Source organism: Leptospira kmetyi serovar Malaysia str. Bejo-Iso9 (assembly GCF_000243735.2).
GTDB lineage: Bacteria > Spirochaetota > Leptospiria > Leptospirales > Leptospiraceae > Leptospira > Leptospira kmetyi.
Genome location: NZ_AHMP02000003.1, coordinates 3,024,728 through 3,051,682, shown reverse-complemented (window position 1 = coordinate 3,051,682; position 26,955 = coordinate 3,024,728). Strand labels below are relative to the sequence as shown.

Below are 26,955 nucleotides of genomic sequence, written 5' to 3'. Positions count from 1 at the left end.
CGACTTAAAGCAGAACCTCGAGAAGAATGTAGATAATCAATGAAAGAACAAACCCGGATGTAATCACACCTTTCACGGTTTTGATCGGTTTGAAAGTCGCGCTTTCAGGTGTTGCGGTTAACGCGTTGGTTTCAACCAAAACGATGATCGCAAGAATTACGCCTAAGAACGTATGTGCTTCCGCACTTGTTACGTCGAAAGAAATCGGAAGATTTCTTGCTGCCCCCATCAAGAACAACATAGGAATCGAAAGAAGCGTGTTCGTTCTGGAAGCAAGAAGACCTCTTGCGGCGCGGGGAGCGGGGTTCTCCGCGGTTTCGCCTTTAGCGGCCGCGATCACAACTTTTTGAGCGGGCCAAATCACGAACCATACGTTGAACCACATCAAAGATCCGAGTAAGCCGCCGCCGAGAATCACCGCGAGCCATTGACCGGTTGAGAGAGTCGTTCCGTTTACGATCGCGTAGACGATCATCGCCCAACCGCTCAAGAATGTAAACATCGCGCCCCAACGGAACCACCAAAGAACTCTTGGAACCAATTGCTGAGTCGCTTTTTTCTTTGTATCAGCGTCGGTTTCAGCGAAGAAAGAACCTTGTACGAAGTTAATGTACCAAAGAAGTCCGATCCAAGCTACTCCCGCGAGGAAATGGATCCACTTAAAGATAAAATACAAGCCTTGGCTTGTAAAAAGAGCGATTCCTTCCATAATACCTCCAATTCATCGATTGAATTATAATTTTGTGCGCTCCAGAAATATCGAGCGCCAGAACTAAAAATAAATCCTGGAAATTATACTCTCAGTCAAGCACTTTAGAAAGATTCTAATTTTTAAGAGAAAATAAAATACACTTCTTGAGGACAAACTTCAAGTGCACTTTAAGTAAGGTCTTCCATTAGAATTTTCTGAAGAAAGTCCCAGAAGGAAGGATCGTCGTCTTTTTCATTCGAAGAACGGAAAGGTGCAAAACGATTTCTAAAAATTTCAGCTTGAGATTTTAGAATCACCTTCATCTTGTCCCCGTTTCGGAAGGACTCGGATTCGAATATGTTTCCTCCGTTCCCGTCGCTTCCTTCCACAAGAAGAAGAAAGAGCTGATCGAAATATTCGTCCATGTCGCCCGGTATAAACCAGTTGACCATTCCGGGTGGAAAGATCTGAAGAAAACGTCCGCTGATTTTCTTTTCCGGAAGTTTGGAAAATTCTCCCGTAACTTTTTCGTAGTTTTTGGAAGAATGAAACCTCAATCTATATCCTAAACTTCTAATATCAATTTTGAGTCCGTAAACCTGGACGAAGGCGGAAACACGAACATGTAAAGTTTCCGGCTTGCTCCAATATCCCGCGGGAACATGGGGCATCTTCAAATACGTCTTGGTTCCATCGTTATAAAGTTCGATTCCGTTTAAGAATTCTCCGGACTTAAAAACGGTGATTCGATACGCGACTTGATTTAAGAGTTTATGAAACCGTTTATAAAACTGCGGAAAGGCCGCTTCCGTCGAGTCGTCGAGTTCGTATAAAAGCCAGGAAGAATTTTCCATTCTCCCCGAATCGCAATGAGATACGGTACATAGATAACGATGTGCGCTCGAGACCGAAGCGAACTTGTTCGAATCGGTCGAACTCGAACGTAAAAAATTCTGAAGTCGATCCACGTGTTGAAAAAAATCGAGATAACTGTAATAGGGAAGAATCGAAATCGTTTTCCGTTTCATTCGATACGTTTTTTGATCCTTATACAACGAAGGAAAATAATCCGCATGAATTTGATAGGGAACGTTGTCCGGAATTTTCTCGGTGGTAAGAACGTTTCGAAATCCGTGATTCGTTTTCTGAAGATAAAAATTGATCGAAAGAATCCCGTCTTTCTCTTGTAAAAGAGATTCGTCGGCGGAGGTAAGATTTCCGAATAACGCGTTTCGAACGCCGCCGACGGGATATTCGTTGGTTATGTTTTTTTGATAGGAAAGATATTCTTTCCAATAGGCCGCTTGTTGCGGTTTTTTTTGTACGCAGTGAAAAAGGAAAAAACAAATCGAAACGCAAAATAGAACGCGGCTTTTATTTCCTTTGTTTTCGTACGATTTCATAAAGAGTGTCTACAGTCCGATCGTCCACTTCCGTATAATAAGATTCAAAAAGTAATTTCTTGTTCCCAGAAAAAATTCTTAACCAAGAAAAATTCGACCGAATTCCGGTAGATAAAACGCCTTTTGTATCTAAAAAAATCGATTCGTAATTTTTAGATCGATTTTCATCGATATAGGATTGGACTTCTCCCGGCGCGTTTCTGAGATCTAAAAAGGCGATAAACTCCACAAAATCTTTAGACTCGTCGATGAGATTCTGCATTCTCCAATAAATCTTGCGTCCGTGTTTTCTGCAAAGAACGACGTCCCGATAAGAACATCCCAAAAGAAAAACGGTTTTTCCTTTTAGAGTTTTTGAGCTGAGAATTTTTCCTCTTTGATCTTTGAGTTGAAACTCGGGAAGATCCGTAGCAAAAATCGAAGCATTTCCGATTAAAAACGAAATTATTAAAGCGATTTTTAAAAACGTTTCCGCAAAACGTTGATGGAGATTTTTTAATAGTCCAATCACTTGTTTTGAAAACGAAAAATTCCGTCCCAGTTATCTTCGGGCGGTTTGGACGCGTAGAGTTTGCATCGTTTTAAATAAATCTTGGAAAGATTGTCCCTGGATTCTTCGCGATAGAGTTGTTTAAAAATTTTGGACGCGTCTTCGAACTTACCCGATTTATATTCGGAAATTCCTTCCGCCAAAAGATCCGAGGTTTTGATTTTGAATTCTTTTATATCCTCGGGATCGGATTCGAACACTTCGTAAATGTCCACGGGTTGATTTCTTCCCTTTACGAAAACCGTGTCGATCATTCTCATTCCGATTTCACTCATTCGATGAAGTTGAAGATACGTATGATGAGAAATTAATATTCTACTTTGATAAAGCGAAGTTAAGGATTGAAGCCTCGAGGCGAGATTGACCGCGTCTCCGATTACGGTCGTGTCGATTCTCCTTTCGCTTCCGACCGTTCCCAAAATCAAGGAACCGGTGTTGATCCCGATTCCGATTTCCAAATTATTCCAAGGGGAAGGAATCGAAAAATTTTCCTGCATTCTTCCCGATTGAACCGCGCTTACCATTCGAATCGCCGACTCGACCGCGTTGTCAGCGGAATTGAAATTCTCCTTTTCCACTCTTTCGTTGTAATCCGCAAAAAGTGCGAGCACAGCATCTCCCACATACTTGTCCACGAATCCAGCGGTTCTATATACGAGGTCTTCCATTTCGGAAAGATAAGAATTTAAGAATGCGATCGTTTGACTCGGTTGAATCGCTTCCGATATGCTCGTAAAATTCCGGATATCGGAAAATAAAACCGTCATCGACTTTTCTTTGTTGTCTCCGATCGAAATCGAAACCGGAGATTCCTTATCCAAAATCCGAATGAAGTCCGCGGGAACGAATCGATAGAATGCGTCCTTCTGATTGGAAAGTTCCTTGTTGAGGAGTTGCGCGTCCTTGTAAAGTTGAATGTATCTGGAAACGAGAATGCTGATGATCGTAACGATAAACAACGAGTAGGCGATCTTGAAAAATGGATAATGAAGTCCAATGATCTTAAAGATGGAATCGAGTAAATCCCAAACCGCAAATACGATACAACCCGCGATACCCGCCAACATCTTATGCGAATCCGCTTTTCTTTTCCGTACCGTTTGAATCGAAAAAAACAGAATGTAGAACAAAAAGAAAATCATCGTTAGTTGGCAGAGCTTTAACGCTACGTGAGTCCAGGAGAACGGAGAAACAAGAACGAGAAAAGACAAACCCACTAAAAAGGTTACCAAAACTGCCGGAACGATTTTCAGCATTTCCTTTGGATAAAAATATTCCTTCAAAAAATAGAAGAACGAAGGAAGAATCAACATCAACGAAGCGTATTCCACTCTGAAAAAGATCGTACTATCGATTTCGGAATTCTGATTCACGAATTTCTGAAAAATCAGATTCGACGAAAAAAAGAAATAAACCGAAGAAACGAACGAAAAAATCCCGAAGTAAAGATAATACAGATCCTGTCTTCGGGTTACGTAGAAAAGTATATGATAAATTCCGAATATGAAATAGATTCCGTATAAAAAGACCTCGAAGTATTCGGATGTGGATTCGTAGATTTGTTGAAACGAGGAAATTCTATAACCGCTCGCGTGATAAAATCCGAAATGGTCGTTTTGTACGTACGGCGTAAGATTCGCTTCTCCGATTATATACAGAAAGATCGTATTCTTTCCTTCCTTTAAAACACCGGAAGGAATCGGTAGCGTTACTGATTTTAAGGATCTTCTAATCCCTGGAGTTAAATCCGTGCTTTCGGGATTTTGCGGAAATCTTTCGTTGCGGATTAAAGTTCCGTTTAAGTAAAGTTGCCAATTCTCACCGACGTCCGGAAGATAAATCGCGGTCGGCAAACGCAAGAACGCCGAATCCGGAAAAACGGAAAACTCCGCCTTTACCGTTACGTCGTGATAACCAGATTGTTCCGGTATTTCAAAAAGTGCATTGAAGCCGACCGGGAAATTGGAAATCGTTTTCCAATTCTCGGGTTCGTTCGATTCTTTTTCCTTGTTCTTCTTTTTGATTTGGGACGAACCGGAAGAATTCGATTTTTCTAATTTAGTTTTTACGTGATTGCCTAAGGTCGCTTGCCAATCGGCGTTCGTAAGATCCAGGATCTCCAGATTCGAATCGTATCCGCAAGACAAAAGGGACAAAAAGGTAAAGGAGATCGTAATAAGTTTAAAGACCCGGATCATGCCGACAGATTCCATTGAGGAGGATTCAAAACGAAAGAAATTTCTTTCCAAAAACGGAAATTTAGATCACATAACGAGTTCGTCTTCACCGGCGCGGGCAACGACGATTTCACCGGCGTCTTCGAGTTTACGAATGATGTTAACGATTTTCTGCTGTGCGTCTTCCACGTCCTTAATCCGGATCGGACCCATAAAATCCATATCCTCTCGGAGAAGGTTCGCCGCGCGTTTCGACATGTTTTTAAAGATTTTTTCCTGAACTTCGGTATCGACGGACTTGAGTGCTTTCGCGAGGTCGGAGTTATCCACTTCGCGCATAACTTTCTGAATCGCTCGGTCGTCCAAAAGGACGATATCTTCGAAGACGAACATTCGCTTTTTGATTTCTTCCGCAAGTTCGGGGTCCTCTTCTTCCAAGGCTTCGATGATCGTCTTTTCCGTTCCCCGGTCGACCAAGTTCAAAATCTCGACCACGGAATCGATACCACCGGCAGAAGTATAATCTTCTGACGCCAAAGTGGAAAGTTTTCTTTCAAGAACCCGTTCCACTTCTCGAAGTACGTCCGGACTGACCCGGTCCATCGTTGCGATTCGTTTCGCGACTTCCGCCTGAATCGTATGCGGTAAATTGGAAAGAATCAAAGCGATCGTCTGAGGGTGTTCGTTCTGGATAAAGTTTAATAAGTGCTGCGGATCCGTTCTTCGAATAAAGTCGAACGGTCTTACTTGCAAAGAAGAAGTAAGTCGATTGATGATGTCGATCGCCTTTTGATTTCCGAGGGCCTTCTCCAAAAGTCCTCGCGCGAAGTCGATACCACCGTTGGAGATGAATTCCTGAGCCATCATCAGCTCGTTGAATTCTACTAAGACTTTTTCTTTGTCCTCGGGCGTGATCTTATCAAGACGCGCGATTTCGAACGTGATCTGTTCGATCTCGTCTTCCCGGAGGTGCTTGAAAATTTCGGAAGAAACTTCGCTTCCGACGGCGATGAGAAAAATCGCCGCCTTCTGTCTTCCGGTTAGGTTTGTTTTTTTATTCAGCACGTCCGAGACTACCTGTAAGAATCCTATCGGTTAAAACGAGGCATTTCAACGAAAAGATTTTTAACCAAAAGGAAGAATTTTGTAGGACGGAAAGAACGGATTCTCCCTTTCTCAAAAGAATTTTCGGAAAACTTGACCGTTCGAGGGAATCGAAGAGTTTCGGAATGGGAGAATCATCTTGAAACTAAAAGTTTACGAATACAAAAACTGTTCTACGTGCAGGAACGCGCTCAAATTCCTTTCCGGAAAAAAAGTGGAATTGGAAGTTCTTCCGATCCGCGAAACTCCTCCTAAAAAAACCGAACTCAAAACGATGCTCAAATATGTCGGAAACGAATCGAAAAAACTCTTCAACACTTCCGGCGGCGATTACAAAGAATTGGGTCTTAAAGACAAACTCGGTTCCATGTCGCTCGACGAACAATTGGAACTTCTTTCCAAAAACGGAAATCTCGTAAAACGTCCCTTCGTTCTCGGAGACGGTTTCGGTTTTGTGGGTTTTAAAGAAGAAGAATGGAAGAAACAGATTCGATAATCAAAGGTCGACTGAAATTCCGAAAGCTCCGTTCACATCGGGATCGTTGAAAATCTGCGGAGCGGTGATGTAACCTCCCGCTCCATCGGAGATATAAAGATAAACGGTTCCCAAATTCGATCCGCCCACGGAATTGGAGGCGCCGATCAAAACGTCGCTGAAGCCGTCTCCGTTGATGTCGGCCGATGCGAGCCCCATTCCCATTTCGCCCATGCTGACGGGTTCAGTCAAAAGATTGAGATAAGAATTTAGAAAACCGTTCGGGTTACCGTCGGATAAGAACGTTAATACGACGCCTTGATTCGGATAAGTCGCTGTGTACGCGTAACCTCCCGCAAAAAGATCCGATAGACCGTCTCCGTTCAAATCTCCGGCCGCTACCGTCGTTCCGGTCGTCGATCCGCTCAATCCTACAACGGGACTGTTGATCGCGCCGATCAAAGTACTTCCATTGGACAAATAAGAATACACTCGGCCCGTGCCCGCTTCTTGATAAGCTCCGATCGCGGCGTCCGCTAATCCGTCCTGGTTTATATCGACCGTAGTCGCGGCATTTGCGTACCATTGGTTGGAAACAGTACCGGGAATCGTTTGTGAATAAGCGGCGTACGTTCCTCCGCTTTGTGCAAGAAAAACGAACGTAGCTCCGAGCTGACTCGAACCGACCGAGCCGGAAATGACATCCGATAAACCGTCTCCGTTCACATCTCCCATCGCAACCGCATAACCGAAAAATTGCGTACTTCCCGCAAGTCCGGGGTTGCTAATCTGCTGACTGAAAGTGATACCTTGTGAAACGACTCCGTTTGACTTGTATAAATAAAGACGACCTACGTTTCCTAAATCGTAAGTCGCGCCGATCAGAACGTCTGAAAAACCGTCGCCGTTCATGTCGCCCATTTCCACATTCAAAAGTCCGCCGGTACCGATGGAGAACGAACTGATCGCAGTTGTAAAAAGTCCGCCCGTACTCGAATCTGCAAGATAAACCGCAAACGTGTTGGTCGCACTTCCGACCAACGCATCCGCATATCCGTCTCCGTCGACGTCTCCCAATTTAACGGAATAACCGAAACCACCCGCACCGGTTATCAGTGTAACCGGAGCTGAATTCAAGGCTTTCGATTTTCCGAGAGAAAGGTAGGCTCTTACTCGACTTGAGGCTTGTGAACCGATCAACGCGTCCGGATAACCATCGCCGTTTATATCTTTATTCAAACCCTTTTGAATTTTGATCGTTAAGGGAAACGAGAAGGAACCTCTCAATTTCGTACGAATCGAAATCGTGTGCAAACTCCATTCTTTCCAAACTCCCGTAGAAGGAATGGTCGACGGAACTCCGGCGGCGGGAAGTTGAAACTTCCACTGGATTCCCGAACTTTGTGCATCCAAAAACGGACCGTCGTCCAAAGCCACTTGAACCCCTTCCACGGAAGAATCCATTTCTCCGATTAAGAATCCCGAGTTCAAACGTCCCTTGTCTTTTATGTTGAGAATGGTCGCCTTCGGTAAACTGGAACTGAGCCCGCAAACGCTCGCTTGCCCGCCGGTAAAAATAAAGTTCACGATCTCGGATTTGTAAAAAAGAGAACCGGAGAGATCGCAGGCGTTCTCCATAGATTTAATGGCGCAATGACTGAGAAATGGAAGAGCGCAAAGAAGAATAAGAAAACGATTCATACTAAAACGCGCCCCTGGAAAACGGAATTAAATACCGATGTCGTATTAAAAAGAGACGAAACAGTTCTTAATTTCAGTACTCTTTTTCAGGCAGAGTTTCGGATTGAAATAAATTTCCTAATATTTTTTGGAGAATCGAACTTATAAAAGTTCGGCGCCTTTGCCTTCTCGGACAACGATCATCTTGTCTTCGGTAACGTCGAGAATCGTGGAAAGTTCGACTTCTACGATTCCGCCGTCTACGATACCTTCTACTCGTTTTCCGTAAATTTCTTCCAGGGATTCCACTTCGATGATAAATTCGTCATTTGCAAAAACCGAGGTCGACGTCAAAGGATTCGGATGAATCTTCATCAATTCCTGCAAGTAAACCGCGTCGGGAATTCGGATTCCGATTTGTTTTTCTTTTTGGTTGGAAAAGGAAACGCGGGGAAGATGTTTGTTCGCGCGCGTAATGAAAGTAAAAGGACCGGGTGTTATTTTTTTCATCAACCGAAACGCGTCGTTCGGAAGATGTTCGATGTAATTGGAGGCGACAGAGATACTCGGACAAAGCAAGGAAAGCGGTTGGTTCCTCGGAATATTCTTCAGTTCGTATAATTTTTCCACACCCGGTTTCGATTGAGAATCCGCCACCAAAGCGTAAACCGTATCGGTCGGAAATATATAGACTTTCCCCTCCAACAGTTTTTCGGAAATCTGTTGGAGTTTTCTTTTTTCCGGATTCATCGGGTGTAAGGAAAGAATCATTATTGATTAGACTCTTTTTTAGAGTCCCGCGGTGATTCCTCCGTCGACTACGATCGTTTGCCCGGTGACATAGGCGGAAGCGTCGCTTGCAAAAAAAATCGCCGCACCGACTAAATCCTCCGGTTTTCCCAATCTTCCCATAGGAATCGCGTTTAGCATCTGTTCCATAACATCGGGTTTTTCTTTAATCATTTCGGTCATATCGGTATCGATAAAGCCAGGACAAATCGCGTTCACTCGATAACCGGAGCCGATCCATTCCACAGCGAGCGCTCGAGTCATGTTGATCACCGCGCCTTTGGTTCCCGAATAAACCGATGCAAATTTGGTTCCTCTCATCCCGAGAATAGATGCAATATTGATAATATTCCCGCCCTTCTTTTTATGAATCTTATAGTAAGCCGCACAAGCCCGAAACACACCGGTAAAATTCGTCTGGATGATGGATTCGATTTCGTCTTCTTTTAAAAATGCGGCCGGTTTATTCGAAGCGATTCCTGCGTTGTTCACGAGCACATCCAATTTTCCGTGTTCTTTGACGATGGATTCTATGATCGGAGCCATCACGTCCGGCTGACGAATGTCCGCGGCAAAACCTTTGATTCTCGAGCCCTCGAATTTTTTGATCGATTCTTCGGAAGAGCCCGTTCCGTAAACGATCGCACCTGCGTTTTTAAAACCTTCCGCAAAATGTCTTCCGATTCCGCGCGTGGAACCCGTAACCAAAACGGTTTTACCTTTTACGTTAAATAAATCGCTCAATGTATTACTCCTGATTGTATTGTGGTTTCACCGGATAACAAGGACGGATCTCTCCGATGGATTCTCCGCCGTTGCCTATGGCCGGTTTTTTTCCGCGCTCCGTATCGAAGGTTCGAATCAGTTTGCGGGAATCGATTCGAATGTTTTTTCCGAAGTCCGAACTTGTGTCCTTTGTTTTTTCTTTTTTAGGTTTTTTTTCCGAGTACGGATCGAAGATTTCCGTTCTCTTTTCCTCTTTTTCAACGGTCAGATCGTCGACGAGAACTTCCCGATTGATATAATGCGCGCCGTCGCTTTCATACGTATTGTGCAAAGGATCGCAATCGAACATATCGATTTTAGCGACGATCTTGTCGCAGAATAGAAGATATTCTTTGCAGAGATATTGAAAACTGGATTCTTTGACTCGATCGAAACTTCCCCTTCTACAAGAAGAGAAAACGAAAAGAATCAAAAACAAAATCCAAAGTTTGCTGTTACGAAAAAGAATCATACGTTTATTCAATATTACGGTTTTGTTTTATTCGAACTCGGAGAATTGGAAGGACCGGAAGTCGGCTCCTGTCCTTTCGGTTCGTTTTCTTTCTGTAGTTTACCGGAGGAAATTCCCAATCTCCATTCGTAGGACTTTAAGGTTTTTGCCCGATCCTTTTTTCTTTCTTCTTCCGCTTCAGAATTCAATCTTCCTTCGGCGTCGTCCCAATAAATCAATTCTTCCGGTTTGAGATAATCGGTTTCGAGGATTTTATTTTTGGAAATTTTATCGGAAAGAGAAAGCGAAGAATCCTCGCTCTTTCCCAGCAATATCTTCGCTTGATACAACGCGAGCAAGGATTGTCTTTGATAATAAAGCGCGGATGTTCGTTCTCCTTTTTCCAAATCCTTGGTCGCGGTTTTGGAAGTTTCACCGAAACGAGTATAATATTTTTCTAATACGGGAAGAATGGAACGGTTTTTATTTTTTTCGTCCAAACGGATCGAGACGATCTGAGGCGCCAATTCCTGCCCGAGCTGAACGGATCGATTCTCGTAGTCCTTGCGAATCGTTTCTTCCAAGGGAACGATCGTTTTGAAAATATTTTCGAACGCGGTCGTGGCGTTTCCGTACTCCGCTTTGAGATAAAGAGTTTCGGCTTGTCCGTAGTCGTTTGCGAGTTTATCGAGATCCTGTTTTTTACCGAAGTTTAAAAGCGAAACGCGAATTCCTTTCAACCCGAGATAGGCTTTTTTACGAATCGATTCCAACTTCCCGGTTTCGATCAATTCCCGGTCGGATTGAATCTTTTGTTTTTCTTTCGAATCCTTGGATTCGTTCGGAGCCGTTTGAGAAAAAATCGAAACGTCTCCGATCAGAAAAAGGACAAAAATTCCGAATTCGATTTTGTTCCGCAAGGTTCGCTGATTCTCTTTCATCCCTACCAATATCGGCAGGAAAACGGGTGCAAAGCAAGGCTTTTCTCAAACTGTGGATCTATGATCGTCCTCAGATCCAGATCTCCGCGGAGAAAGCACATCTTAGAATCCCTGGATCTGGATTTTAGAGTGGAGCCCGAGGACGTGGACGAAAGTTCCCTTCACGGAGAAAGTCCTCTTGAATATTTAAAAAGAATCACCTTGGCCAAGTTAGGCACAAGATCCGAGGAAGAATTTCTGATTTCCTGCGATACGATCGTGGTTTATGAAAATTCCATTCTCCAGAAACCCGAAAACTTTCCCGAAGCGATGGAAATGTTGGGAAGATTATCCGGCAAAACGCATATCGTGTATTCCGGATTAGGAATATACGATCAAGGACTCGAACAGTTTGCGTTCGATTCTTCCCGAGTTCGTTTTCAGGAATGGAACCGCGATCAAATTCGGCAATACGTTGAAAAATATTCTCCCTTTGACAAAGCGGGAAGTTACGGAGTTCAAGACGAGGAAGGACCGGTGTTATCGTATGACGGTTCTTATACGAACATTCTCGGGTTTCCATTGAGAATGTTTTTTCAATACCACGGACTTTGGAAAAAATATTTAAAAGGAAATCACGCGTAGAAATCGATCAGACTTCCGCGTGTGGTCGGCGTCGATTCTTTCGGAGGAGAAGAAAGACTTTTTCCGCCCAAGCTACGATCGGGGTTAAAATCTTCGCGACGAATCGGTTCCACGGCCTGGATTTTTCCGCCCATACGAGCCGGACTTACGTACGTCAAAGCCTCGTTTGGGTAAGAAATCCTCTGGACTCCGGAGCTGATATTCATATTCTAATCTTCGGAGAATCGATTCTTTAGCTTAAACGATTCTTCCGGTTTTTTAACCGGTTCAAACCGTTTTCGATCGAACAATCATGGCCGCCAAAACCAAAGAATATAAAAATTCCATAGAATTCCTTTCCGACTTTGCGAAAGAATTACCGCAGATCGTTTTTGTCGCGGCCAAAGAATCGTACGAGTTCGAAATTCTCGCGGAAAAATACAAGGAAGCGATTCGAAAAACGGGAGAACCTTTCGAAATCGTAATCTTCGTTTCGGAACCGGGCGACTTTGAACGGTTTCAATCCGAAGCGTTCAACTTGGATATGTTCTCGAATCGAAAGTTGTTCATCATCAAATCCGGTCTTGAATTTTTCAAACCGATCTCGAGCGGAAAAGGAAAGAACAACGAATCCTTACAAAAACAATTTTCGAATTTTCCCGATTCGATTCAACTTCTCGTTCATTACAATCATTGGGAAGTTCCAAACAAGGTTCTTTCTATCTTCGGCGGAAAAGCCAATCTGATCAAAACCAAAAACTTTTATCCGAACGAAACCCGAGGCGGTCTTTTACAGGCTTGTAAGGAAATCGGAGTTCAACTCGACGAAGACGCGATGGACGAGTTTCTTCATAAGATTCCTCCTTCGATGGGCGCATATCTTCAATCTCTTTCCAAACTCAAACTGTATCTCGTCAAAAAATCTTTCAGCAAACAAGACGTAGAAGACGTTCTCTTGTTCAGCGGAGAATTCAATTCTTCCGGTTTGGTCGATTTTTTTATGGAATCGGATCGAATCCGTTTTTTTAAGGAATTTAGAAAGTTTCAGAGCGGAAGGGATTCTTTGCTTTTGTTTTTCACCATTCTCAAGGAAAGAATCGATCAGCTCCGCAAATACAAAATCATTTCGAGAAAATACGAAGCGACCCTTTCGGACGAAGAACTCTACGAATATCTCGACATCCAATCCTACAGCCCCGCAAGAAAGAATTTCGTGCGCAATCGACTCAGAAAGGAATCCACTTTTTTTTCCGATAAGATCATCGGAGAACTTTACGATTTTATAATAGAGATGAACATCCGAATCAAAACGGGTTCGGAAAAGGAAGAATCGGAATTTTATTTCAACCGCCGGATGGAGGATTTTTTCCTTCAGCTTCGCCGGAAAGACCGAATTCTATAATCTTTCTGTAAATCGTTCTTTCGGAGATTCCGAGGATCTTCGCGGCCTTTTCGCGGTTTCCGTTCACTAAGATCAGATTTTTTTTGATGATTTCCCGTTCGTAATCCTTTAAGGGAATTCCGGTTTTGACTTCTATAAACTCCGAATAAACATACGAGGTTTCGAACATCTGCGGGGGCAAATGTTTTACGTCGAGCATCCGAACCGCAAACAAAGAAACCATACTTTCCAAAAGATTCTTCAGTTGTCTTACGTTTCCGGGAAAATCGTAATTTAGCAAAAGCTGATATAGTTTTTCGCTCAATCGGATTTCTTTGCGTTTGTGTTTTTCGGAAAGTATTTCCAAAAAGTGTTTAATCAAAAGAGGAATGTCTTCCTTTCTTTCCCGAAGATCGGGAAGATCCAAACGAAAATTAGAGATTTCGAAATAAAGAGATTCTAAGATTTGTCCGGCTTCGAGCTTTTGTTTCCATTCTTTGCCGGAAAGAAAAATGAAACGCGACGACGCCGCGGAATTTGATTCGTTTTGGTTTTCCCTGATTTTTTTCAGCAGAAACGCTTGGATCTCCTTCGGGAAATTCGAAAAATCCTTAAAGACGAAGTACGTATTCTCACCTTTGGAAAGAATGGACTCCAAGGTTTTTTCGTTTTCGATATGATCCGAATCCAAAACGAGAACGCGAGGATTCTCCCCCGATAAACTTGCGATGAGATTGATAACGAAGGTTTTTCCCGTGCCCGGTCCTCCCGTAACGAAAACGGGCAGATTGTTCTGAGACAACGACTTCAATCGATTTAAAATCTTAACCGAGTTGGAGGCGTTGCTTATGAAAATATGTTCTTCGGCATTCAAATGGGATCCCTTTGCGAAGATTATAATCCTTTGACCTGGAGAACTTTACCTCGGACGATACAATCAAAGGAACTTTTATTCGTATTTTGAAAATAATTTCTTACCTGAATCGGAGTACATTCCAAAATCTGAGAAGGCGAAACCTTATACGATTCCGTGAGATTTGCAACGTTCGAAACACCGTCCACGGAACCTCCCGATGGAACATAAGTCGTTTGATAGGCGATCTGTTCGTCGACCTGCGGGGTTTTGACGCCGATCGGTAAAGAAATCCAAAACGCTTTTTCACCGGATTTTATCAAAACTTCCGTCCCGCCTTCCGCCTTAAATTCATCCTTAAAAAGAATTTGGGAAAGCAAAAAAGAAAGATTATCCTGTAAAGAATCCGAGGTGAGAATCTTATCTCCCGTCAGTTCCGAATAAATTTCCGTGAAATTGAGCGGATTGATCGATTCGGATTCCGAGTATTTTCCCGAATAAGAAACCTTATTGAGCGAGGATTCCACCGGGATTTGACTTGGTGAAACGTCCGAATATGTAAAATAAATCTGTCTGCCTCGGAACAACAGAGTTTTCGAATCCTTTGCCGTGCTGACTCTTCTGAAATAAGTTATTTCAGAGAGATTTCCTTTGGGAAGAATTCCCTTATAAAACTGAGTTTGAGCCGAGGAAAAATACGGAGCCGTAAACATTTGGATTTTATATCCGGAGGATTGAAAATCTTGAACCGCGGAAGCCAAAGTCGGATTCGGGATTTTTCCTTTTGCGTTGGTAAGAATGATTATGTCTTGAAGACTTTGAGAACGCGCACCGGACTGCATCAAAGTTCTTTTCGTGCTGATCAATGCTTCGGATAAATCGTCCAAATTGGATTTACCGAAGGATTTTAAACTTCCGATTTGCGTTCTCAATTCCGCCAAAGAACCTGCTTTGGGAAGAACGGAAACTTTTCCCTCGGAAAACGTAACGATTCGAATCCCAGTCATAGAATCCCAAGAAGCGTTTTTTACGAATTGAACCCATTCTTCCCTTTCTCTTTGAAAAGAAGGAGAAAGATCGATTACGAAGATCAATTCTCTTGCAGTTTTTTTGGATACTGCAGTGGTGTTTTGTTTTCGTTTAGAAGGAATCCAAGGAAACGAACGTTCCGTCATAGATCGCATCAAAAAGAAAAGGTCCGATTTTTCGGAAAGATGCAGTTCGTCCAATTGTCTCTGCGTACAATTATAAACAGCACGATCCAAAGAAATGTTGTTTTGAAAACCAATTTCATCGCGGACTAAAAAATCTACGGATAACTCGGAGCAAATTCTTGCGAAGTCTTCTTTTCCGTAACGGGAACTTTTGAATTTATAAAAAATTTCTTTATCTCGAATTCTTTCCGTGGTATCTACTTTTGCTCTTAACAGTAGGTTGGCGTAAAAAGCCCCAAATTTGGAAATTTCTTGCGATCTGTCATCGATTCTTTCCAAAGTAGCGGGAAGATTTCCTTCCACCTTACCCGGAAGGAAAATTATACTCGTGGAAGATACTGGATGAGCCATCAAACAGAGGAAAAAAAATAAATTTCTTAACATGAACAACCTAGTGCGACGCAAATCGGTTTTACTTTTAATATGAGGAAATCTAGGATTCAAAGCAACCCATTAAAAAATGAGTTGCATAAACTCAGTAAAGTATTAGTTTTTTTCATTTAGTAGATCAAGGAGAAAATAATGATCAATAGACTTATCGCTCTATCTGTAGCAACAATGATTTTTGCGGCTTGCTCCAGCACTGACACAGGACAAAAAGACGCAACGACTGTAGGTGACGGTGGATGGACATTCGAAGGATGGGGTGGCGCACCTGAACAAAGAAACGACGGAAAAACACCAAGAGACACTAGTCCAAAAGACTGGTACTACATTAAGTTTTCTTCCAGAGCTTCCGCAAAAGCTGTAGCTAAAAAAAGCCAGGCTATGATGCAATCTACCTGCCGTGAAGCATCCAGACTTCAAGGCGCGTCCGATGTTGTGAAGAAAATGGTTGGTGAGACTGTAGAAGCGGCTTCCGGAGTATCCGACGGTGAAGCAACTGCATCCGTAATCGTTTCTCAATCTCAAGGTGTTGTAAAAGGAGTTGGGGTTTACGAGTGTAAAGCAACCGGTTCCGGTTCCGATCCAAAAGATGTTTCTAAAGACAACTGGGAAGAATGTCAGTGTGTTATTTACGCTAAATTTCCTGGTGGAAAGGATGCTCTCGTAGCGAAAGCTCAAGAGGTTTCCAACAAACAATAAGCTTTTAACTTATAAAAAGCTTTCTGTTTTGCAAACCCCGCTTTTTCAGCGGGGTTTTTTATTTTTATTCGGATAAAAGAATCTCTTAATTTTTACTGAAGAACGATTCCGAATTTTCCGGCGAGAGTGTTTACATCTGCGGCAAATTCATCCTGTTTTGAAGCGGCCTTTTTCAAAGATTCGGTAGCCACTTGAAGAATTTTATTTTTCTCTTCATCGGAAGCGGAATTATACTTCGCAAGTTCTTGGCTGGATTTTTTCAAAAGTTTTACGGTTTCTCCCAAAAGAGCGTCCTTGCTTAAGGAAGCGGAAACCGTTTTGATCCAAACGTCGTAATAGTTATTCAATTTATCTTCCGTTAAAATCGAATCGTAACAAGTGACTTTGGAGAATTCTCCGATCACTTCCTGTTCTAAACAATACATTCCTCTTTTTAACTTTCCCTTTGTATTCGCGGTAATCGTAGGTTTTACGAATGCGTCATCCGAATCGTTCAAAACAAAGTAAACGTTTTCCGAAAAGTTTTTTACGGGCGCATAACCTTCTTTGTTTTCTACGGTTTTGACCTTAATGAAAGTAACGGTCGAAGTTCCTTTTTTCGTGGTCACTTCCGCGTCTACGGTTTCCAAACCAGTTACTTCTTCCATCCCGTACACGAGACTGACTTGATCTTCTTTTTTTTCGGAACCCGGGACTTTATAAATCCATTGGTCGAAGTTTGCGAATCTAGTTCCTAAGATTTGCGCTTCCGGCTTTTTTCTTACTTTTTACATCCGACCATCATCAGAATAGCTAAGGAAAGAATTAAGAATAACTTTATACTTTCCTACGTGAGTTCTCCGTTCGTTTGTCGAAGTTTTTAAGCGCACGGAAGATTTAGTCAAGAAATAATGGAGAGGGTTTAGAGAACGGCTAAAACATTCCGTCTTTGATCGGACAAAAGAAGATCTTCAAATCGATTCCATTCTTTGATTTCGAGTAACTTGGATTTCCAAGCCGGATCGAATTCAAGACCGTTTAGATATTTCACGAGATGCTTTCTGAAAAGTAAAAGACCGAATTCTTCCCCGAAGTCCTCGATCATCCAACGAAGATGTTGGAGTATTACTTCAGAAACATCGGACCAGGATAATTCTTCCTTTTTGATTTCGGAAAAAATCCAAGGATTTCCAATCGCACTTCGGCCGATCAAAACACCGTCCAGACCGTATTCTTGAATTTTAGAATTCGCTTCTTGAAAACTTTTGATGTCTCCGTTTCCGAAAATCGGAATTTTTCTTTGCGCTTTGATTTCGCCGATCGCGTTCCAGTCCGCCAAACCGGTGTAAGCCATTTCTTTCGTTCGACCATGAACGGTAAGCGCATCGGCTCCCGATTCTTCCAAAATTTTCGAAACTTCTAGATAATTGCGAGATGTGGAATCCCATCCGATGCGAATCTTTGCAGTGACCGGAACGTTGACTCGTTTTTTCATCGCTTCGATAATCTTTCCGGCTAACACGGGTCTACGAAGAAGTCCGGCGCCGGCTCCGCGCAAAGAAACCTTACGAGTGGAACAACCCATATTCAAATCGATGATATCCGGTTTTAATTCCTGAATGATTTCTGCGGCTTCGGCGATGATCTCCAATCGATTCCCGAAAATCTGAAAGGTGATGGGGCGTTCTTCCGGATGAAAGCGGAACATCTTCAGAGCTTTTGGCGCGCGATGAACGAGTTCGTCCGTGTTGACGAACTCCGTATAAGAAAAGGCCGCTCCGAATTTTCTACAAATTCTACGAGTGGGAGAATCGGAAATGCCCGCCATCGGAGAAAGAGAAATTCTCCCCGGGATCGTAACATTTCCGATTTGAATCATGGATCAGCTCTCGCCGAGAACCGTAAAGTCCTGAACCTTATCGTTGTCTTTTAGATCTACGATACGAACTCCGACCGCAGTTCTTCCTAGTTTAGAAATATCGAATGCATTGATACGAATCGTCATTCCCTGTTGCGTGATCAGAATGATTTCGTCTTCGCTTCCTACGGAGCCGGTTCCAACGGAGAATCCGTTCTTTTCCGTAACCTTTAGATACGCCATTCCTTTACCGCCTCTTCCTTTTGCGGCAAACTCTTCAAAGCCAAGACGTTTTCCGTAACCTTCTTCGGAAACGACGAAGATATCTTCGCCTTCTTTGAATTTACTCAAACCTACGATCGCGTCGTCTTCGGCAAGTCTCATTCCGGTCACGCCGCTTGCGGTTCTTCCTTGAGCGCGGATAATATTTCCTTCGATACGAAGCGCCAATCCTTTTCTGGAAAAGATGATGACTTCGTCCTTATCGTTGATCGCTTCCACTTTGATAAGATCGTCGCCTTCTCTAAGACCGATGGCGATGATTCCGGATTTTTTTACGTTTCCGAATTCCTTCAATTGAATTCGTTTAATAAAACCGCGTCTCGTTACCAAAAGAAGATCTTTATCCATGTCCTCTTCTCGGAATGCAAAAACCGAAGAGATGTATTCGTCTTCTCTAAGATTGATGATCGCCTTGAGGGATTTTCCTCGAGCTTCTTTGGAAGCGATCGGTAACTCGTAAGCCTTCATCACATAAACCTTTCCGATATTCGAAAAGAACATGATGCTATCGTGAGTCATCGCGGCTTTCATGATCTTGATGACGTCGTCGCGTTTTTGAGAAAGACCTTGAATTCCTTTTCCGCCGCGTTTCTGTCTTTTGAAAGTGTCGATCGGCAGACGTTTGATAAACTGATCGTACGTGATTTGAATTACGATCTCCTCGTCGGCGATTAAGTCTTCCGCGTTAAACGAGGAACTTTCTATACTTTCGATGGAGATTTCGGTTTTTCTTTTGTTTCCGTATTTATCGCCGACTTCCTGAAGTTCGGTGCAGACGATTTCGTTCACGCGGGAAGGTTTCGCGAGAATATCCTTTAAGTCCACGATCAAAGCTCTTACTTCTTCCAATTCGTCGATGATCTTTTGAACTTCGAGAGAAGTAAGTCTTTGCAATCTCATTTCCAAGATCGCGTCCGATTGAACTTCGGAAAGACTGAATCGAATCATCAATTGTTGTTTCGCTTCCGGCGGATTTTTAGAAGCTCGGATGACCTTGATCACTTCTTCGATATTCTCAAGAGCGATCTTCAATCCTTCCAAGATATGCGCGCGTTTTTCGGCCTTATCAAGATCGAACTGAGTTCTTCTTACGATTACTTCTCTTCGGTGCGCGGCGTAAGCGGTTAAGATTTCTTTAATATTAAAAATCTTAGGTTTGTTATCGAGAATCGCGAGCATCGTGATTCCGTAACTCACCTGAAGCTGAGTCATCTTATAAAGCTGGTTTAGAATGACCTGAGCGTTTGCGTCTTTTTTAATATGAATTTCAACTCGAATTCCTTTTCGATCCGAGAGATCGAGAATTTCGGAAATTCCTTCGATTTGTTTTTCGTTAACGAGATCTCCGATCTTTTCCAGAAGAACTTTTTTATTCACCTGATACGGAATTTCCGTAACGACGATCACTTCTCTTCCGTTTTTCTTTTCTTCGATGTCGACCTTGGACCGAATTCGAATCGATCCTTTTCCGGTCGTATAAGCGGAGATTAAACCTTCTCCGCCTATGATAATTCCCGAAGTCGGGAAGTCCGGGCCGGGAACGATTTTTAAAAGTTCGGGAATTGTGATCTCAGGATTTTTAATGACCGCGATCACGGCCTCGATCGTTTCCTTTAGGTTATGCGGAGGAATGTTTGTCGCCATTCCCACCGCGATCCCGGAAGAACCGTTTACGAGTAAGTTCGGAAAATTAGCGGGAAGAACGTCGGGTTGTTGTTTCGTATCATCGTAGTTAGGTGAAAAGCTGACCGTTTCCTTTTCGATGTCGCGTAACAATTCTTCCGCGACCTTTTCCAATCTCGCTTCCGTGTATCGATACGCGGCCGGGTTATCACCGTCGATGGAACCGAAATTTCCTTGTCCGTCGATCAATGGAACGCGAAGGGAAAAGTCCTGCACCATTCTTACGAGAGCTTCGTAAACGGAAGCGTCGCCGTGAGGGTGATAGTTACCGATCACTTCCCCCACGATCTTAGCGCACTTAACGTAAGGGCGATCGCTTCTCCAAGCGCGTTCGTTCATCGCGTGGAGAATTCTTCTGTGAACGGGTTTTAAACCGTCTCTAACATCAGGAAGGGCACGACCGACGATCACCGACATCGCGTAACCTAAATACGCTTCCTTCATCTGATCTTCAATTTCTACGGGAATAACTCGAACACCGTTTTTTAGGGCTTCGGCAATATCCGGTTTTCCCGAGATATTATAGCTAAGGACTTTTGTTTCGTTTTCCATCTCTTGACTCATTTCTGAATTCCCTTCGGATCAAAGATCCAGGTTGGCTACCTTAGCCGCGTTCACTTCAATGAACTGTTTTCTCGGTTGAACTTCGTCGCCCATAAGAATGTTAAACGTTTCTTCCGCTTCCACGAAATCATCCAGTTTAACTTTTAAAACGACTCGGTTCGAAGGATCCATCGTGGTTTCCCAGAGTTGTTCCGGGTTCATTTCACCAAGACCCTTGTATCGTTGAATGACTACTTTTTCCGTTCCTACGGTCTTTAGTAATTCTTCCTTTTCCTTATCCGAGTAAACATAAGTGGAATTCTTTCCGTGTTTGATCAGATACAAAGGAGGTTGTGCGACGTAGAGAAAACCTCTTTCAATCACGGGACGCATATAACGAAAGAAGAATGTAAGGAGCAACGTACGAATGTGAGAACCGTCGATATCCGCGTCCGTCATAATCATAATTTTATGATAACGAATCTTATCGATGTTGAATTCGTCTTCGCCGATTCCGGTTCCGAGCGCGGAAACTAAAACTCGAATTTCTTCGCTGGAAAGAATCTTATCCAATCTCGCTTTTTCCACGTTCAGAATTTTTCCTTTCAAAGGAAGAATGGCCTGAGTGTTTCGATCTCTTCCTTGTTTCGCGGAACCGCCCGCGGAATCACCCTCTACCAGATAAAGTTCGGAAAGAGCGGGATCTTTTTCGGAACAATCCGCAAGTTTACCGGGAAGACCGCCGCCTTCCAAAACCGTTTTTCTTCGGGTAAGATCGCGCGCCTTACGAGCGGCTTCTCTCGCCTTTGCGGAAAGAATACATTTTTCTAATATCTTTTTGGTGATGTTCGGATTTTCCTCGAAGAACAAGTTCAAACCTTCGGAGGTTAAGGTTTGCATAATCCCTTTGATCTCCGCGTTCACCAATTTCTCTTTCGTCTGAGAATTGAACTGAGGTTGTGGAATTTTGATGGAAATGACCGCGGTCAAACCTTCCTTAACATCTTCTCCGGAAAGACCGGTCGGATGTTTTTTTGCAAGAACCGTATCTTTTTTCAGAAAGTCGTTTAACGTTCTTGTAAGCGCCGCGCGAAAACCTTCCAAGTGCGTTCCACCGAGGTTGTTGTTGATATTATTCGTAAAACAGAATATGCTTTCCGTATATGTTTCGGAATATTGAATCGAAATTTCGGCCAAAACATCGTCTTTGTTTCGCTCAAAGTGAATCACCTTGTGCATCGGATGTTTGTTCTCGTTGATATGCTCGACGAACGAAACGATCCCGCCCGAAAACTGAAATTCGTTTCGAAGTAGATTCTCCCCTTCGCTTCCGCGTCTGCGATCTTCGACGATGAGAATAAGACCTTTATTCAAAAATGCTAATTCTCTGAAACGCGCGGAAAGAACGTCGAACTGAAAATCGACCGTGGTAAAAATCGAAGCGTCCGGTTTAAAACGAACCGTGGTTCCTCTTTCCGAAGATTCTCCCTTAAGTTCCACTGGAGAAACGGGAATACCTTTCTCGTATTTTTGAGTATAACATTTTCCTTTTTGATGAACTTCCACTTCGAGATATTCGGAAAGCGCGTTTACGACCGAAACCCCTACCCCGTGAAGACCGCCCGAAACCTTATACGCGTCGTTTTCAAACTTACCACCCGCGTGGAGAATGGTCATAACGACTTCAATCGTGGAAATTTTTTTGTCGGGATGAATGTCGACCGGAATCCCGCGGCCGTTGTCCCTTACTTCGATGATGTTATCCGGAAGAATGCTGATTTTAATTTCGGTGCAATGGCCCGCCATCGCTTCGTCGACAGAGTTGTCCACGACTTCGTAGACCATTTTGTGAAGTCCGGTCTCGTCCTGAGTTCCGATATACATACCCGGACGTTTTCTAACAGCTTCCAGACCCTCTAAAATCTTGATCTGACCGGCGCTGTAGCTTGCTTCTTCTTGGCTCATTTTTTTCGGACCTCAGGAATAGTTTTCCTGAAAACCATAGGGAGGCAAGGAAATTCATCGAATGATTAAAGATATTGAAGAATCTCGAGGTAACGTTTTTTAACTTCGGGATCCGTTTCTTTTTCAAGAATAGCGATTAAATCTTCTTTGCCTTCTAAGCCTTTTTTTTCCTTGGTCTCGGGCGATGCCGGCGCATAAGAAGCAGTTAGTTTACCGATGGAAATTTCAATGGAACGAACGGTTCCTCTTCCCAAGAATCGAGCGGACTCTCTTAAGATTCGATTTTGTAAAAAAAGCAATTCTTGTTTATAAGCGTTGTGGGAAACGACGATTCTCAACTTACCGAATTGAATCGAATTGACTTCGGAATGTCCTGCAAACACCGGTCCTACAATTTCTTTCCAACGGTTTCTCAAAGTATGAAGTGAAATTTTTTCTTGAAGACTTTCTTCCGTAATCCCCATTTGATTTAAAACGGAACGAAACTCCGCAGTTTCGATTTTTTTCGATGAAATCAAATCGTCGTTCATACTACGGATTGGACGGTTCCTTGTCGGATTAAAAAGATTTGTTTTTGATCCTCGAGTTTACCGACATAATCCTGAATTCCTTCCAAGTCGGTTGTGGTAAAAAATGCCTGACCCGCGTTGATCACAAGATCCACGAAATATTCTCTGCGTTTTACGTCCAACTCACGGATCACGTCGTCGATTAACAAAACCGGCGTGGTATTCAAAACATTCTTATAATAATTGAAAGTCGCGGCTTTTAAGGCGATCACCGTACTTCTTTTTTGACCTTGAGAACCGAATTCCGTAATGTCCCGATTTTCGGCACCGATGAACAAATCGTCCCTATGAATTCCTACCGAGGTATAACCGAGTCTCAAATCCCTTCCTAAGTTGCGTGTAAGTTTATCCATGAATTCGTTTTCATCGGGAACGTTCGGTTTGTAGATCAGTTCGAGACCGTCTCTGCCGCCGCTGAGTTTATCCAAATTGGTTTGATAAAAAGAATTCAGTTCTTCGACGATTTCTTTTCTTTTTTGAAGAATCAAAACCCCTTTTTCAATCAGTCGTTTGTCCCAAACGGAAAGATGGGAAGAATCCGGATTGCCCGATTTTAAAAGAGCGTTTCTGTGTTTTAGAATTTTATTATATTCCAATAAAGAATCGAGGTAATTCGGATCGAAGGAGGAGATAAAAGCGTCCACGAACTTTCTTCTTTCCGCTGGACCGCCTTCTATGATTTTTAAATCCATCGGAGTCAAAAGAACCGTAATAAACTTTCCGATCAGATCGGTTCTTTTTTTTACTTCTTCCTGATTGAACTTCAATTTCCGTTTCACGGTCGGTTTTGCGATAAAGCCGATTTCCAAAACGGATTCTTTTTGATTTTCCTTGATTCTTCCTCTTAGGAAATAATTCGCCGAACCCCATCGGATCAGATTAGCGTCTTCCGATTCTCGAAAACTTTTCAACCAAGACAACATACAAATCGCTTCGAGAAGATTCGTTTTACCTTCTCCGTTATCCCCTACAAAAAAAATAAGCCTGGAATCGAAATCCAGGCTCAGTTCTTCGTGGCTTCTAAAGTTCTGAATCGTAAGTTGTTTTAAAAACATCAGAGCTTCATCGGCATAATAACGGAAATAAATTCCGGATCGGAAGGATCTTTAAATATAACCGGAGAACTGGAATCCGAAAATTCTATCTTTACTTCGTTGTCATCGATGGATCTGAAAATATCCATGAGATATTCTCCCTTGAACGCGATCGTAATTTCGTCTCCTGAATATTCGATCGGTTTGTTGATGCTCGCTTCCGAAGCTCCGAGAGTTTGTGCGAATAAATTCAGATTGTTTTTGCTGAACGTAAGTCTTACTTGTCTCGACGGTTCTTCCGCCGCGGTCATAACCTGTCTGAGAGAAACTTGAAATTCTTCTTTGGAAATGCTTGTGGAGAATTTAGTGCTTTTAGGAATCACTTGTTCGTAATTAGGAAAATTTCCTTCGATCAACTTACATAACAATTCTATGTTATTCGCAGAAGCGTAAATCTGACTGTCGATCAAACCGATGTTGCCGGTTTCCGAAGTCGCGATCATTTTAGAAATTTCGCGAATCGCTTTTGCGGGAACGATGATGGAATCCTTAAATTGCAAAGGAGAAGGAAGACTTCTTTCGATTTTACAAAGTCTTCTTCCGTCCGTTCCTACAAAGATCAATTTGTTTCCGTCGGGAATCATATAAAGACCGTTGAAAATAAATCTCTGATCTTCGTGAGCGATCGCGTAAGAAGTTTTACGAATCATGTCGTTTATCAAAGTGCTCGGAAAAGAAGACACTTGGGAAGAATTCACTTTGGAAATCGTTTTGATTTCTTCCGCGTCCATTCCGCTGATCTTGGATTTGTAATCGTTCTTACCGGAAGCGTCGGTGATATAAGCGATGGAAGATTCTCCGTCTGATTCTTCCAAAGATAAAGTCGTCTCTTCGAAGTGAATCGTTTTGAAAAAACTGGAAAGTTGTTTTGCGGGTAACGAAATGCTTCCGGGTTGAATCACATCCGCGGGCACGGAAGTTTTGATGGAAATTTCAAGATCGGTTGCGGAAAGAAAAACTTCCTTACCTTCCGCTTCTATTTTAAGATTTGATAATACGGATTTGATTTCTCTTGCGGAGATTACACCTTCCACTGCATGAATTGCTTTTAAGAATTCCGATGTATTGACTTTGATTTTCAACTTGTCTCTCCTAGATTCTTTCTTAATTAAATAGATCTCTTATTCTTGTACAGTAGTAGGAGTAGTACCTGTAAATATGTACATAAATTTCTATTCCTATAGAATACGGAAATATGTCTCATTTTTTTTGAAAAGAGAATTTTCTTTTCCGACATAATTCCTGGTCAATTTTTGATCTCGAAGCGACAGTAATTTTGCATTATGTCTTATTTACAGGTTTATTGATTTTTTCAAACGATTCTTTGATAGTTTATGAACACTTTATCTACAGTAAATAAAACTGAATCTTATCTGTAAAAAGAATTCAATCTTACTGAAGTTTATATTTGGAGCTGATTCGCTCCACTAAGAAACGCATTTCCTTGTTCTTGGAAAGAAATTCCTCGGCCTTTCGAACTCCGTGAATCACGGTCGTGTGTTGAGTTTGAAAAAGTCTTCCCACTTGAGACTTATTGACTTTGAAAACGTTATGCAATAAGTAAAAACAAATATGACGAGGAACGATCAGTTCTTTTTTTCTGCTCTTTCCCATGATCTCGGCCGCGTTTAAATTAAATTCTTTCGCGACGGATTCTATGATTCGATCGTGCGAGAACTCGACGTTCTTTTTTCTGTAAAGACGGTTCTTTACGATTTCCTTAACCTTCTCCAGATTTAAGAAAAGTAAAGAATACGATTTTTTATAAAGATAAATGTCGTTCAAAGCTCCGAGCAGAAGTCTCGTATCTTCTTCGATTTGATCCGCTAAAAAATCGAGAATGTCCTCGCTCAAACCGAGATCCATAATCTTAGAATGATGACTTACGATTCCTTTTCGAATTTCGCGATCCGGATATTGGATGTCCGCTTGAACTCCGGTTACGAATCTGGATTTTAATCTTTCATGAATCGCAAGCTCGGAACTCGGACGATCCGAGGCGATTACGATTTGTCTTTTTCTTTCAAAAAGAAAATTGAATAAAGCGAAGAATTCGTCCTGAGTTTTTTCCGCGTTTGTGGAAAGAAGTTGGATATCGTCGACAAGAAGACAGTTGTAAGATTGATACTTCATCTTAAAACTTTCGATGAGTTCTCGGGATTGAAGAGCGAAACGAAACTCATTCATAAAGGAAGAGATGTCGACGTAACAAACCGTTTTCCAAGGATCCTTCTTAACAAGTTCGGAACCGATCGCGTGTAGTAAGTGGGTCTTTCCGACTCCGACATTTCCGAACAAATACAAAGGATTGATTTCGGCGGGTTTGCGTACACATTCTTTGGCGGCGGTGAATGCGAGACGATTGCAATCGCCTACGATAAAAGTTTCAAACGTGTAATCCGGATTGAATTGAAAATCTTTTTGATCGAAAGACTTTTCAAGAATGGATTGAAGCGGAGAAGCCGCCTTAGATTCGATTAAAATTTCTACGGGAATCTTATCGCCGCAGGCTTCTAAGATCGCGTTTTCGATGATACTTTGATATTTTCTTTCAACGTGCGTTTTAATCGTCGCCGATGGAGCGATGATCGTACATTTTTCGGAGTTAAGAGTCTCCAATTTCAGAGTGTCGATGAACCGTTCATAGTATTGAGGAGATATTTTTTTAGACACTTCCTCCAAAATTTTATTCCAAACTAGGTTCAACACTTCCTCCAAAAATAATAAAACAAAAATCTCTTACACAAAGAGGCTTTTACGGGTTCGAACTGAAAAAAATTTTCCAATTCGATTGAATGATACGATTTTTCACTTTGTCT

24 protein-coding genes and 1 pseudogene are annotated in these 26,955 nt (G+C 42.5%); 4 read left to right on the top strand and 21 right to left on the bottom strand.

Features of this window, described 5'->3' with window-relative positions:
• Positions 1-4: 4 nt before the first annotated feature.
• The 5 genes from LEP1GSC052_RS16690 to fliG all read right to left on the bottom strand — a co-directional run bounded on the left by LEP1GSC052_RS16690 (position 5) and on the right by fliG (position 5,886).
• On the bottom strand, positions 5-709 hold the full coding sequence (locus LEP1GSC052_RS16690; RefSeq protein ID WP_010573119.1) for a urate hydroxylase PuuD: 705 nt from the start codon (positions 707-709) through the stop codon (positions 5-7).
• 170 nt (positions 710-879) lie between these two features.
• Positions 880-2,094, bottom strand: coding sequence for an LIC10025 family lipoprotein (locus LEP1GSC052_RS16685; RefSeq protein WP_020985733.1), 1,215 nt, complete (start codon positions 2,092-2,094; stop codon positions 880-882).
• On the bottom strand, positions 2,066-2,551 hold the full coding sequence (locus LEP1GSC052_RS16680; RefSeq protein WP_341476204.1) for a hypothetical protein: 486 nt from the start codon (positions 2,549-2,551) through the stop codon (positions 2,066-2,068). The genes LEP1GSC052_RS16685 and LEP1GSC052_RS16680 overlap by 29 nt, the downstream gene beginning before the upstream one ends.
• 50 nt (positions 2,552-2,601) lie before the next feature.
• The gene (locus LEP1GSC052_RS16675) at positions 2,602-4,842 is read right to left on the bottom strand and encodes an adenylate/guanylate cyclase domain-containing protein (protein WP_020986320.1); all 2,241 of its coding nucleotides are present in this window, start codon (positions 4,840-4,842) and stop codon (positions 2,602-2,604) included.
• A gap of 66 nt (positions 4,843-4,908) precedes the next feature.
• Positions 4,909-5,886, bottom strand: a complete 978-nt coding sequence (gene fliG / locus LEP1GSC052_RS16670; RefSeq protein WP_010573122.1) for a flagellar motor switch protein FliG — start codon at positions 5,884-5,886, stop codon at positions 4,909-4,911.
• Between the two features lie 178 nt (positions 5,887-6,064).
• Between fliG and LEP1GSC052_RS16665 the strand changes: the two genes are divergently transcribed.
• A complete protein-coding gene (locus LEP1GSC052_RS16665; protein ID WP_020985870.1) occupies positions 6,065-6,421 on the top strand; it encodes an arsenate reductase family protein in 357 nt (118 codons plus the stop codon).
• Here the strand turns inward: LEP1GSC052_RS16665 and LEP1GSC052_RS16660 are convergent, their stop codons facing one another.
• From LEP1GSC052_RS16660 to LEP1GSC052_RS16635, 5 genes are all read right to left on the bottom strand, one after another.
• The gene (locus LEP1GSC052_RS16660; RefSeq protein ID WP_010573124.1) at positions 6,422-8,101 is read right to left on the bottom strand and encodes an FG-GAP and VCBS repeat-containing protein; all 1,680 of its coding nucleotides are present in this window, start codon (positions 8,099-8,101) and stop codon (positions 6,422-6,424) included.
• Positions 8,102-8,242: 141 nt separating this feature from the next.
• Positions 8,243-8,851, bottom strand: a complete 609-nt coding sequence (locus tag LEP1GSC052_RS16650; RefSeq protein ID WP_010573125.1) for an L-threonylcarbamoyladenylate synthase — start codon at positions 8,849-8,851, stop codon at positions 8,243-8,245.
• 18 nt (positions 8,852-8,869) lie between these two features.
• Positions 8,870-9,613 carry an SDR family NAD(P)-dependent oxidoreductase gene (locus LEP1GSC052_RS16645; protein WP_010573126.1) on the bottom strand — a complete coding sequence of 248 codons (744 nt, stop codon included), beginning with the start codon at positions 9,611-9,613 and terminating at the stop codon, positions 8,870-8,872.
• 4 nt (positions 9,614-9,617) lie between these two features.
• The gene (locus LEP1GSC052_RS16640) at positions 9,618-10,106 is read right to left on the bottom strand and encodes a hypothetical protein (RefSeq protein ID WP_020986484.1); all 489 of its coding nucleotides are present in this window, start codon (positions 10,104-10,106) and stop codon (positions 9,618-9,620) included.
• 14 nt (positions 10,107-10,120) lie between these two features.
• Complete coding sequence (locus LEP1GSC052_RS16635) at positions 10,121-11,026, bottom strand: hypothetical protein (protein ID WP_020986799.1); 906 nt, start codon at positions 11,024-11,026, stop codon at positions 10,121-10,123.
• 60 nt (positions 11,027-11,086) lie between these two features.
• Here LEP1GSC052_RS16635 and LEP1GSC052_RS16630 point away from each other — a divergent pair, with 60 nt between their 5' ends.
• Positions 11,087-11,650, top strand: a complete 564-nt coding sequence (locus LEP1GSC052_RS16630) for a nucleoside triphosphate pyrophosphatase (protein ID WP_020986073.1) — start codon at positions 11,087-11,089, stop codon at positions 11,648-11,650.
• On the opposite strand, the gene LEP1GSC052_RS16625 is transcribed toward LEP1GSC052_RS16630, so the two are convergent.
• Positions 11,641-11,856, bottom strand: coding sequence for a hypothetical protein (locus tag LEP1GSC052_RS16625; protein ID WP_010573130.1), 216 nt, complete (start codon positions 11,854-11,856; stop codon positions 11,641-11,643). The genes LEP1GSC052_RS16630 and LEP1GSC052_RS16625 overlap by 10 nt on opposite strands.
• An 86-nt stretch (positions 11,857-11,942) precedes the next feature.
• Between LEP1GSC052_RS16625 and holA the strand changes: the two genes are divergently transcribed.
• Positions 11,943-13,031, top strand: a complete 1,089-nt coding sequence (gene holA / locus LEP1GSC052_RS16620) for a DNA polymerase III subunit delta (protein WP_010573131.1) — start codon at positions 11,943-11,945, stop codon at positions 13,029-13,031.
• Here holA and LEP1GSC052_RS16615 read toward each other — a convergent pair.
• Positions 12,973-13,884, bottom strand: coding sequence for an AAA-type ATPase lid domain-containing protein (locus LEP1GSC052_RS16615; RefSeq protein ID WP_010573132.1), 912 nt, complete (start codon positions 13,882-13,884; stop codon positions 12,973-12,975). The two genes, holA and LEP1GSC052_RS16615, sit on opposite strands and share 59 nt — an antisense overlap.
• 20 nt (positions 13,885-13,904) lie before the next feature.
• A complete protein-coding gene (locus LEP1GSC052_RS16610) occupies positions 13,905-15,461 on the bottom strand; it encodes an LIC10012 family protein (RefSeq protein ID WP_020986119.1) in 1,557 nt (518 codons plus the stop codon).
• Between the two features lie 138 nt (positions 15,462-15,599).
• Here LEP1GSC052_RS16610 and LEP1GSC052_RS16605 point away from each other — a divergent pair, with 138 nt between their 5' ends.
• A complete protein-coding gene (locus LEP1GSC052_RS16605) occupies positions 15,600-16,163 on the top strand; it encodes a lipoprotein LipL21 (protein ID WP_010573134.1) in 564 nt (187 codons plus the stop codon).
• Positions 16,164-16,255: 92 nt separating this feature from the next.
• On the opposite strand, the pseudogene lenA reads toward LEP1GSC052_RS16605, so the two are convergent.
• The 8 genes and pseudogenes from lenA to dnaA all read right to left on the bottom strand — a co-directional run bounded on the left by lenA (position 16,256) and on the right by dnaA (position 26,872).
• A pseudogene (gene lenA / locus LEP1GSC052_RS16600) lies at positions 16,256-16,947 on the bottom strand (lipoprotein LenA).
• Positions 16,948-17,064: 117 nt separating this feature from the next.
• Positions 17,065-18,021: a tRNA dihydrouridine synthase DusB gene (gene dusB / locus LEP1GSC052_RS16595; protein WP_010573135.1), complete on the bottom strand. Its 957-nt coding sequence runs from the start codon at positions 18,019-18,021 to the stop codon at positions 17,065-17,067.
• Between the two features lie 3 nt (positions 18,022-18,024).
• Positions 18,025-20,529, bottom strand: coding sequence for a DNA gyrase subunit A (gene gyrA / locus LEP1GSC052_RS16590; protein WP_010573136.1), 2,505 nt, complete (start codon positions 20,527-20,529; stop codon positions 18,025-18,027).
• 18 nt (positions 20,530-20,547) lie between these two features.
• Entirely contained in the window at positions 20,548-22,473 is a 1,926-nt protein-coding gene (gyrB, locus tag LEP1GSC052_RS16585) for a DNA topoisomerase (ATP-hydrolyzing) subunit B (RefSeq protein WP_020986389.1), read from the bottom strand.
• Between the two features lie 65 nt (positions 22,474-22,538).
• Positions 22,539-23,003, bottom strand: coding sequence for a DciA family protein (locus tag LEP1GSC052_RS16580; RefSeq protein WP_020985819.1), 465 nt, complete (start codon positions 23,001-23,003; stop codon positions 22,539-22,541).
• Positions 23,000-24,097, bottom strand: coding sequence for a DNA replication/repair protein RecF (recF, locus tag LEP1GSC052_RS16575; protein WP_020986778.1), 1,098 nt, complete (start codon positions 24,095-24,097; stop codon positions 23,000-23,002). The genes LEP1GSC052_RS16580 and recF overlap by 4 nt, the downstream gene beginning before the upstream one ends.
• Positions 24,097-25,218, bottom strand: coding sequence for a DNA polymerase III subunit beta (dnaN, locus tag LEP1GSC052_RS16570; protein ID WP_010573138.1), 1,122 nt, complete (start codon positions 25,216-25,218; stop codon positions 24,097-24,099). Before dnaN ends, recF begins: the two co-directional genes overlap by 1 nt.
• Before the next feature lie 310 nt (positions 25,219-25,528).
• A complete protein-coding gene (dnaA, locus tag LEP1GSC052_RS16565) occupies positions 25,529-26,872 on the bottom strand; it encodes a chromosomal replication initiator protein DnaA (protein ID WP_205872852.1) in 1,344 nt (447 codons plus the stop codon).
• Positions 26,873-26,955: the final 83 nt, after the last annotated feature.

Coding starts and splice junctions, on each gene's coding strand:
- LEP1GSC052_RS16635 (WP_020986799.1), bottom strand. CDS start 11,026: ATGAAAGAGAATCAGCGAACCTTGCGGAACAAAATCGAATTCGGAATT.
- recF (WP_020986778.1), bottom strand. CDS start 24,097: ATGTTTTTAAAACAACTTACGATTCAGAACTTTAGAAGCCACGAAGAA.
- LEP1GSC052_RS16675 (WP_020986320.1), bottom strand. CDS start 4,842: ATGATCCGGGTCTTTAAACTTATTACGATCTCCTTTACCTTTTTGTCC.
- LEP1GSC052_RS16630 (WP_020986073.1), top strand. CDS start 11,087: ATGATCGTCCTCAGATCCAGATCTCCGCGGAGAAAGCACATCTTAGAA.
- LEP1GSC052_RS16640 (WP_020986484.1), bottom strand. CDS start 10,106: ATGATTCTTTTTCGTAACAGCAAACTTTGGATTTTGTTTTTGATTCTT.
- holA (WP_010573131.1), top strand. CDS start 11,943: ATGGCCGCCAAAACCAAAGAATATAAAAATTCCATAGAATTCCTTTCC.
- LEP1GSC052_RS16660 (WP_010573124.1), bottom strand. CDS start 8,101: ATGAATCGTTTTCTTATTCTTCTTTGCGCTCTTCCATTTCTCAGTCAT.
- LEP1GSC052_RS16610 (WP_020986119.1), bottom strand. CDS start 15,461: ATGTTAAGAAATTTATTTTTTTTCCTCTGTTTGATGGCTCATCCAGTA.
- LEP1GSC052_RS16605 (WP_010573134.1), top strand. CDS start 15,600: ATGATCAATAGACTTATCGCTCTATCTGTAGCAACAATGATTTTTGCG.
- gyrA (WP_010573136.1), bottom strand. CDS start 20,529: ATGAGTCAAGAGATGGAAAACGAAACAAAAGTCCTTAGCTATAATATC.
- LEP1GSC052_RS16650 (WP_010573125.1), bottom strand. CDS start 8,851: ATGATTCTTTCCTTACACCCGATGAATCCGGAAAAAAGAAAACTCCAA.
- dusB (WP_010573135.1), bottom strand. CDS start 18,021: ATGATTCAAATCGGAAATGTTACGATCCCGGGGAGAATTTCTCTTTCT.
- gyrB (WP_020986389.1), bottom strand. CDS start 22,473: ATGAGCCAAGAAGAAGCAAGCTACAGCGCCGGTCAGATCAAGATTTTA.
- LEP1GSC052_RS16580 (WP_020985819.1), bottom strand. CDS start 23,003: ATGAACGACGATTTGATTTCATCGAAAAAAATCGAAACTGCGGAGTTT.
- LEP1GSC052_RS16685 (WP_020985733.1), bottom strand. CDS start 2,094: ATGAAATCGTACGAAAACAAAGGAAATAAAAGCCGCGTTCTATTTTGC.
- LEP1GSC052_RS16690 (WP_010573119.1), bottom strand. CDS start 709: ATGGAAGGAATCGCTCTTTTTACAAGCCAAGGCTTGTATTTTATCTTT.
- LEP1GSC052_RS16625 (WP_010573130.1), bottom strand. CDS start 11,856: ATGAATATCAGCTCCGGAGTCCAGAGGATTTCTTACCCAAACGAGGCT.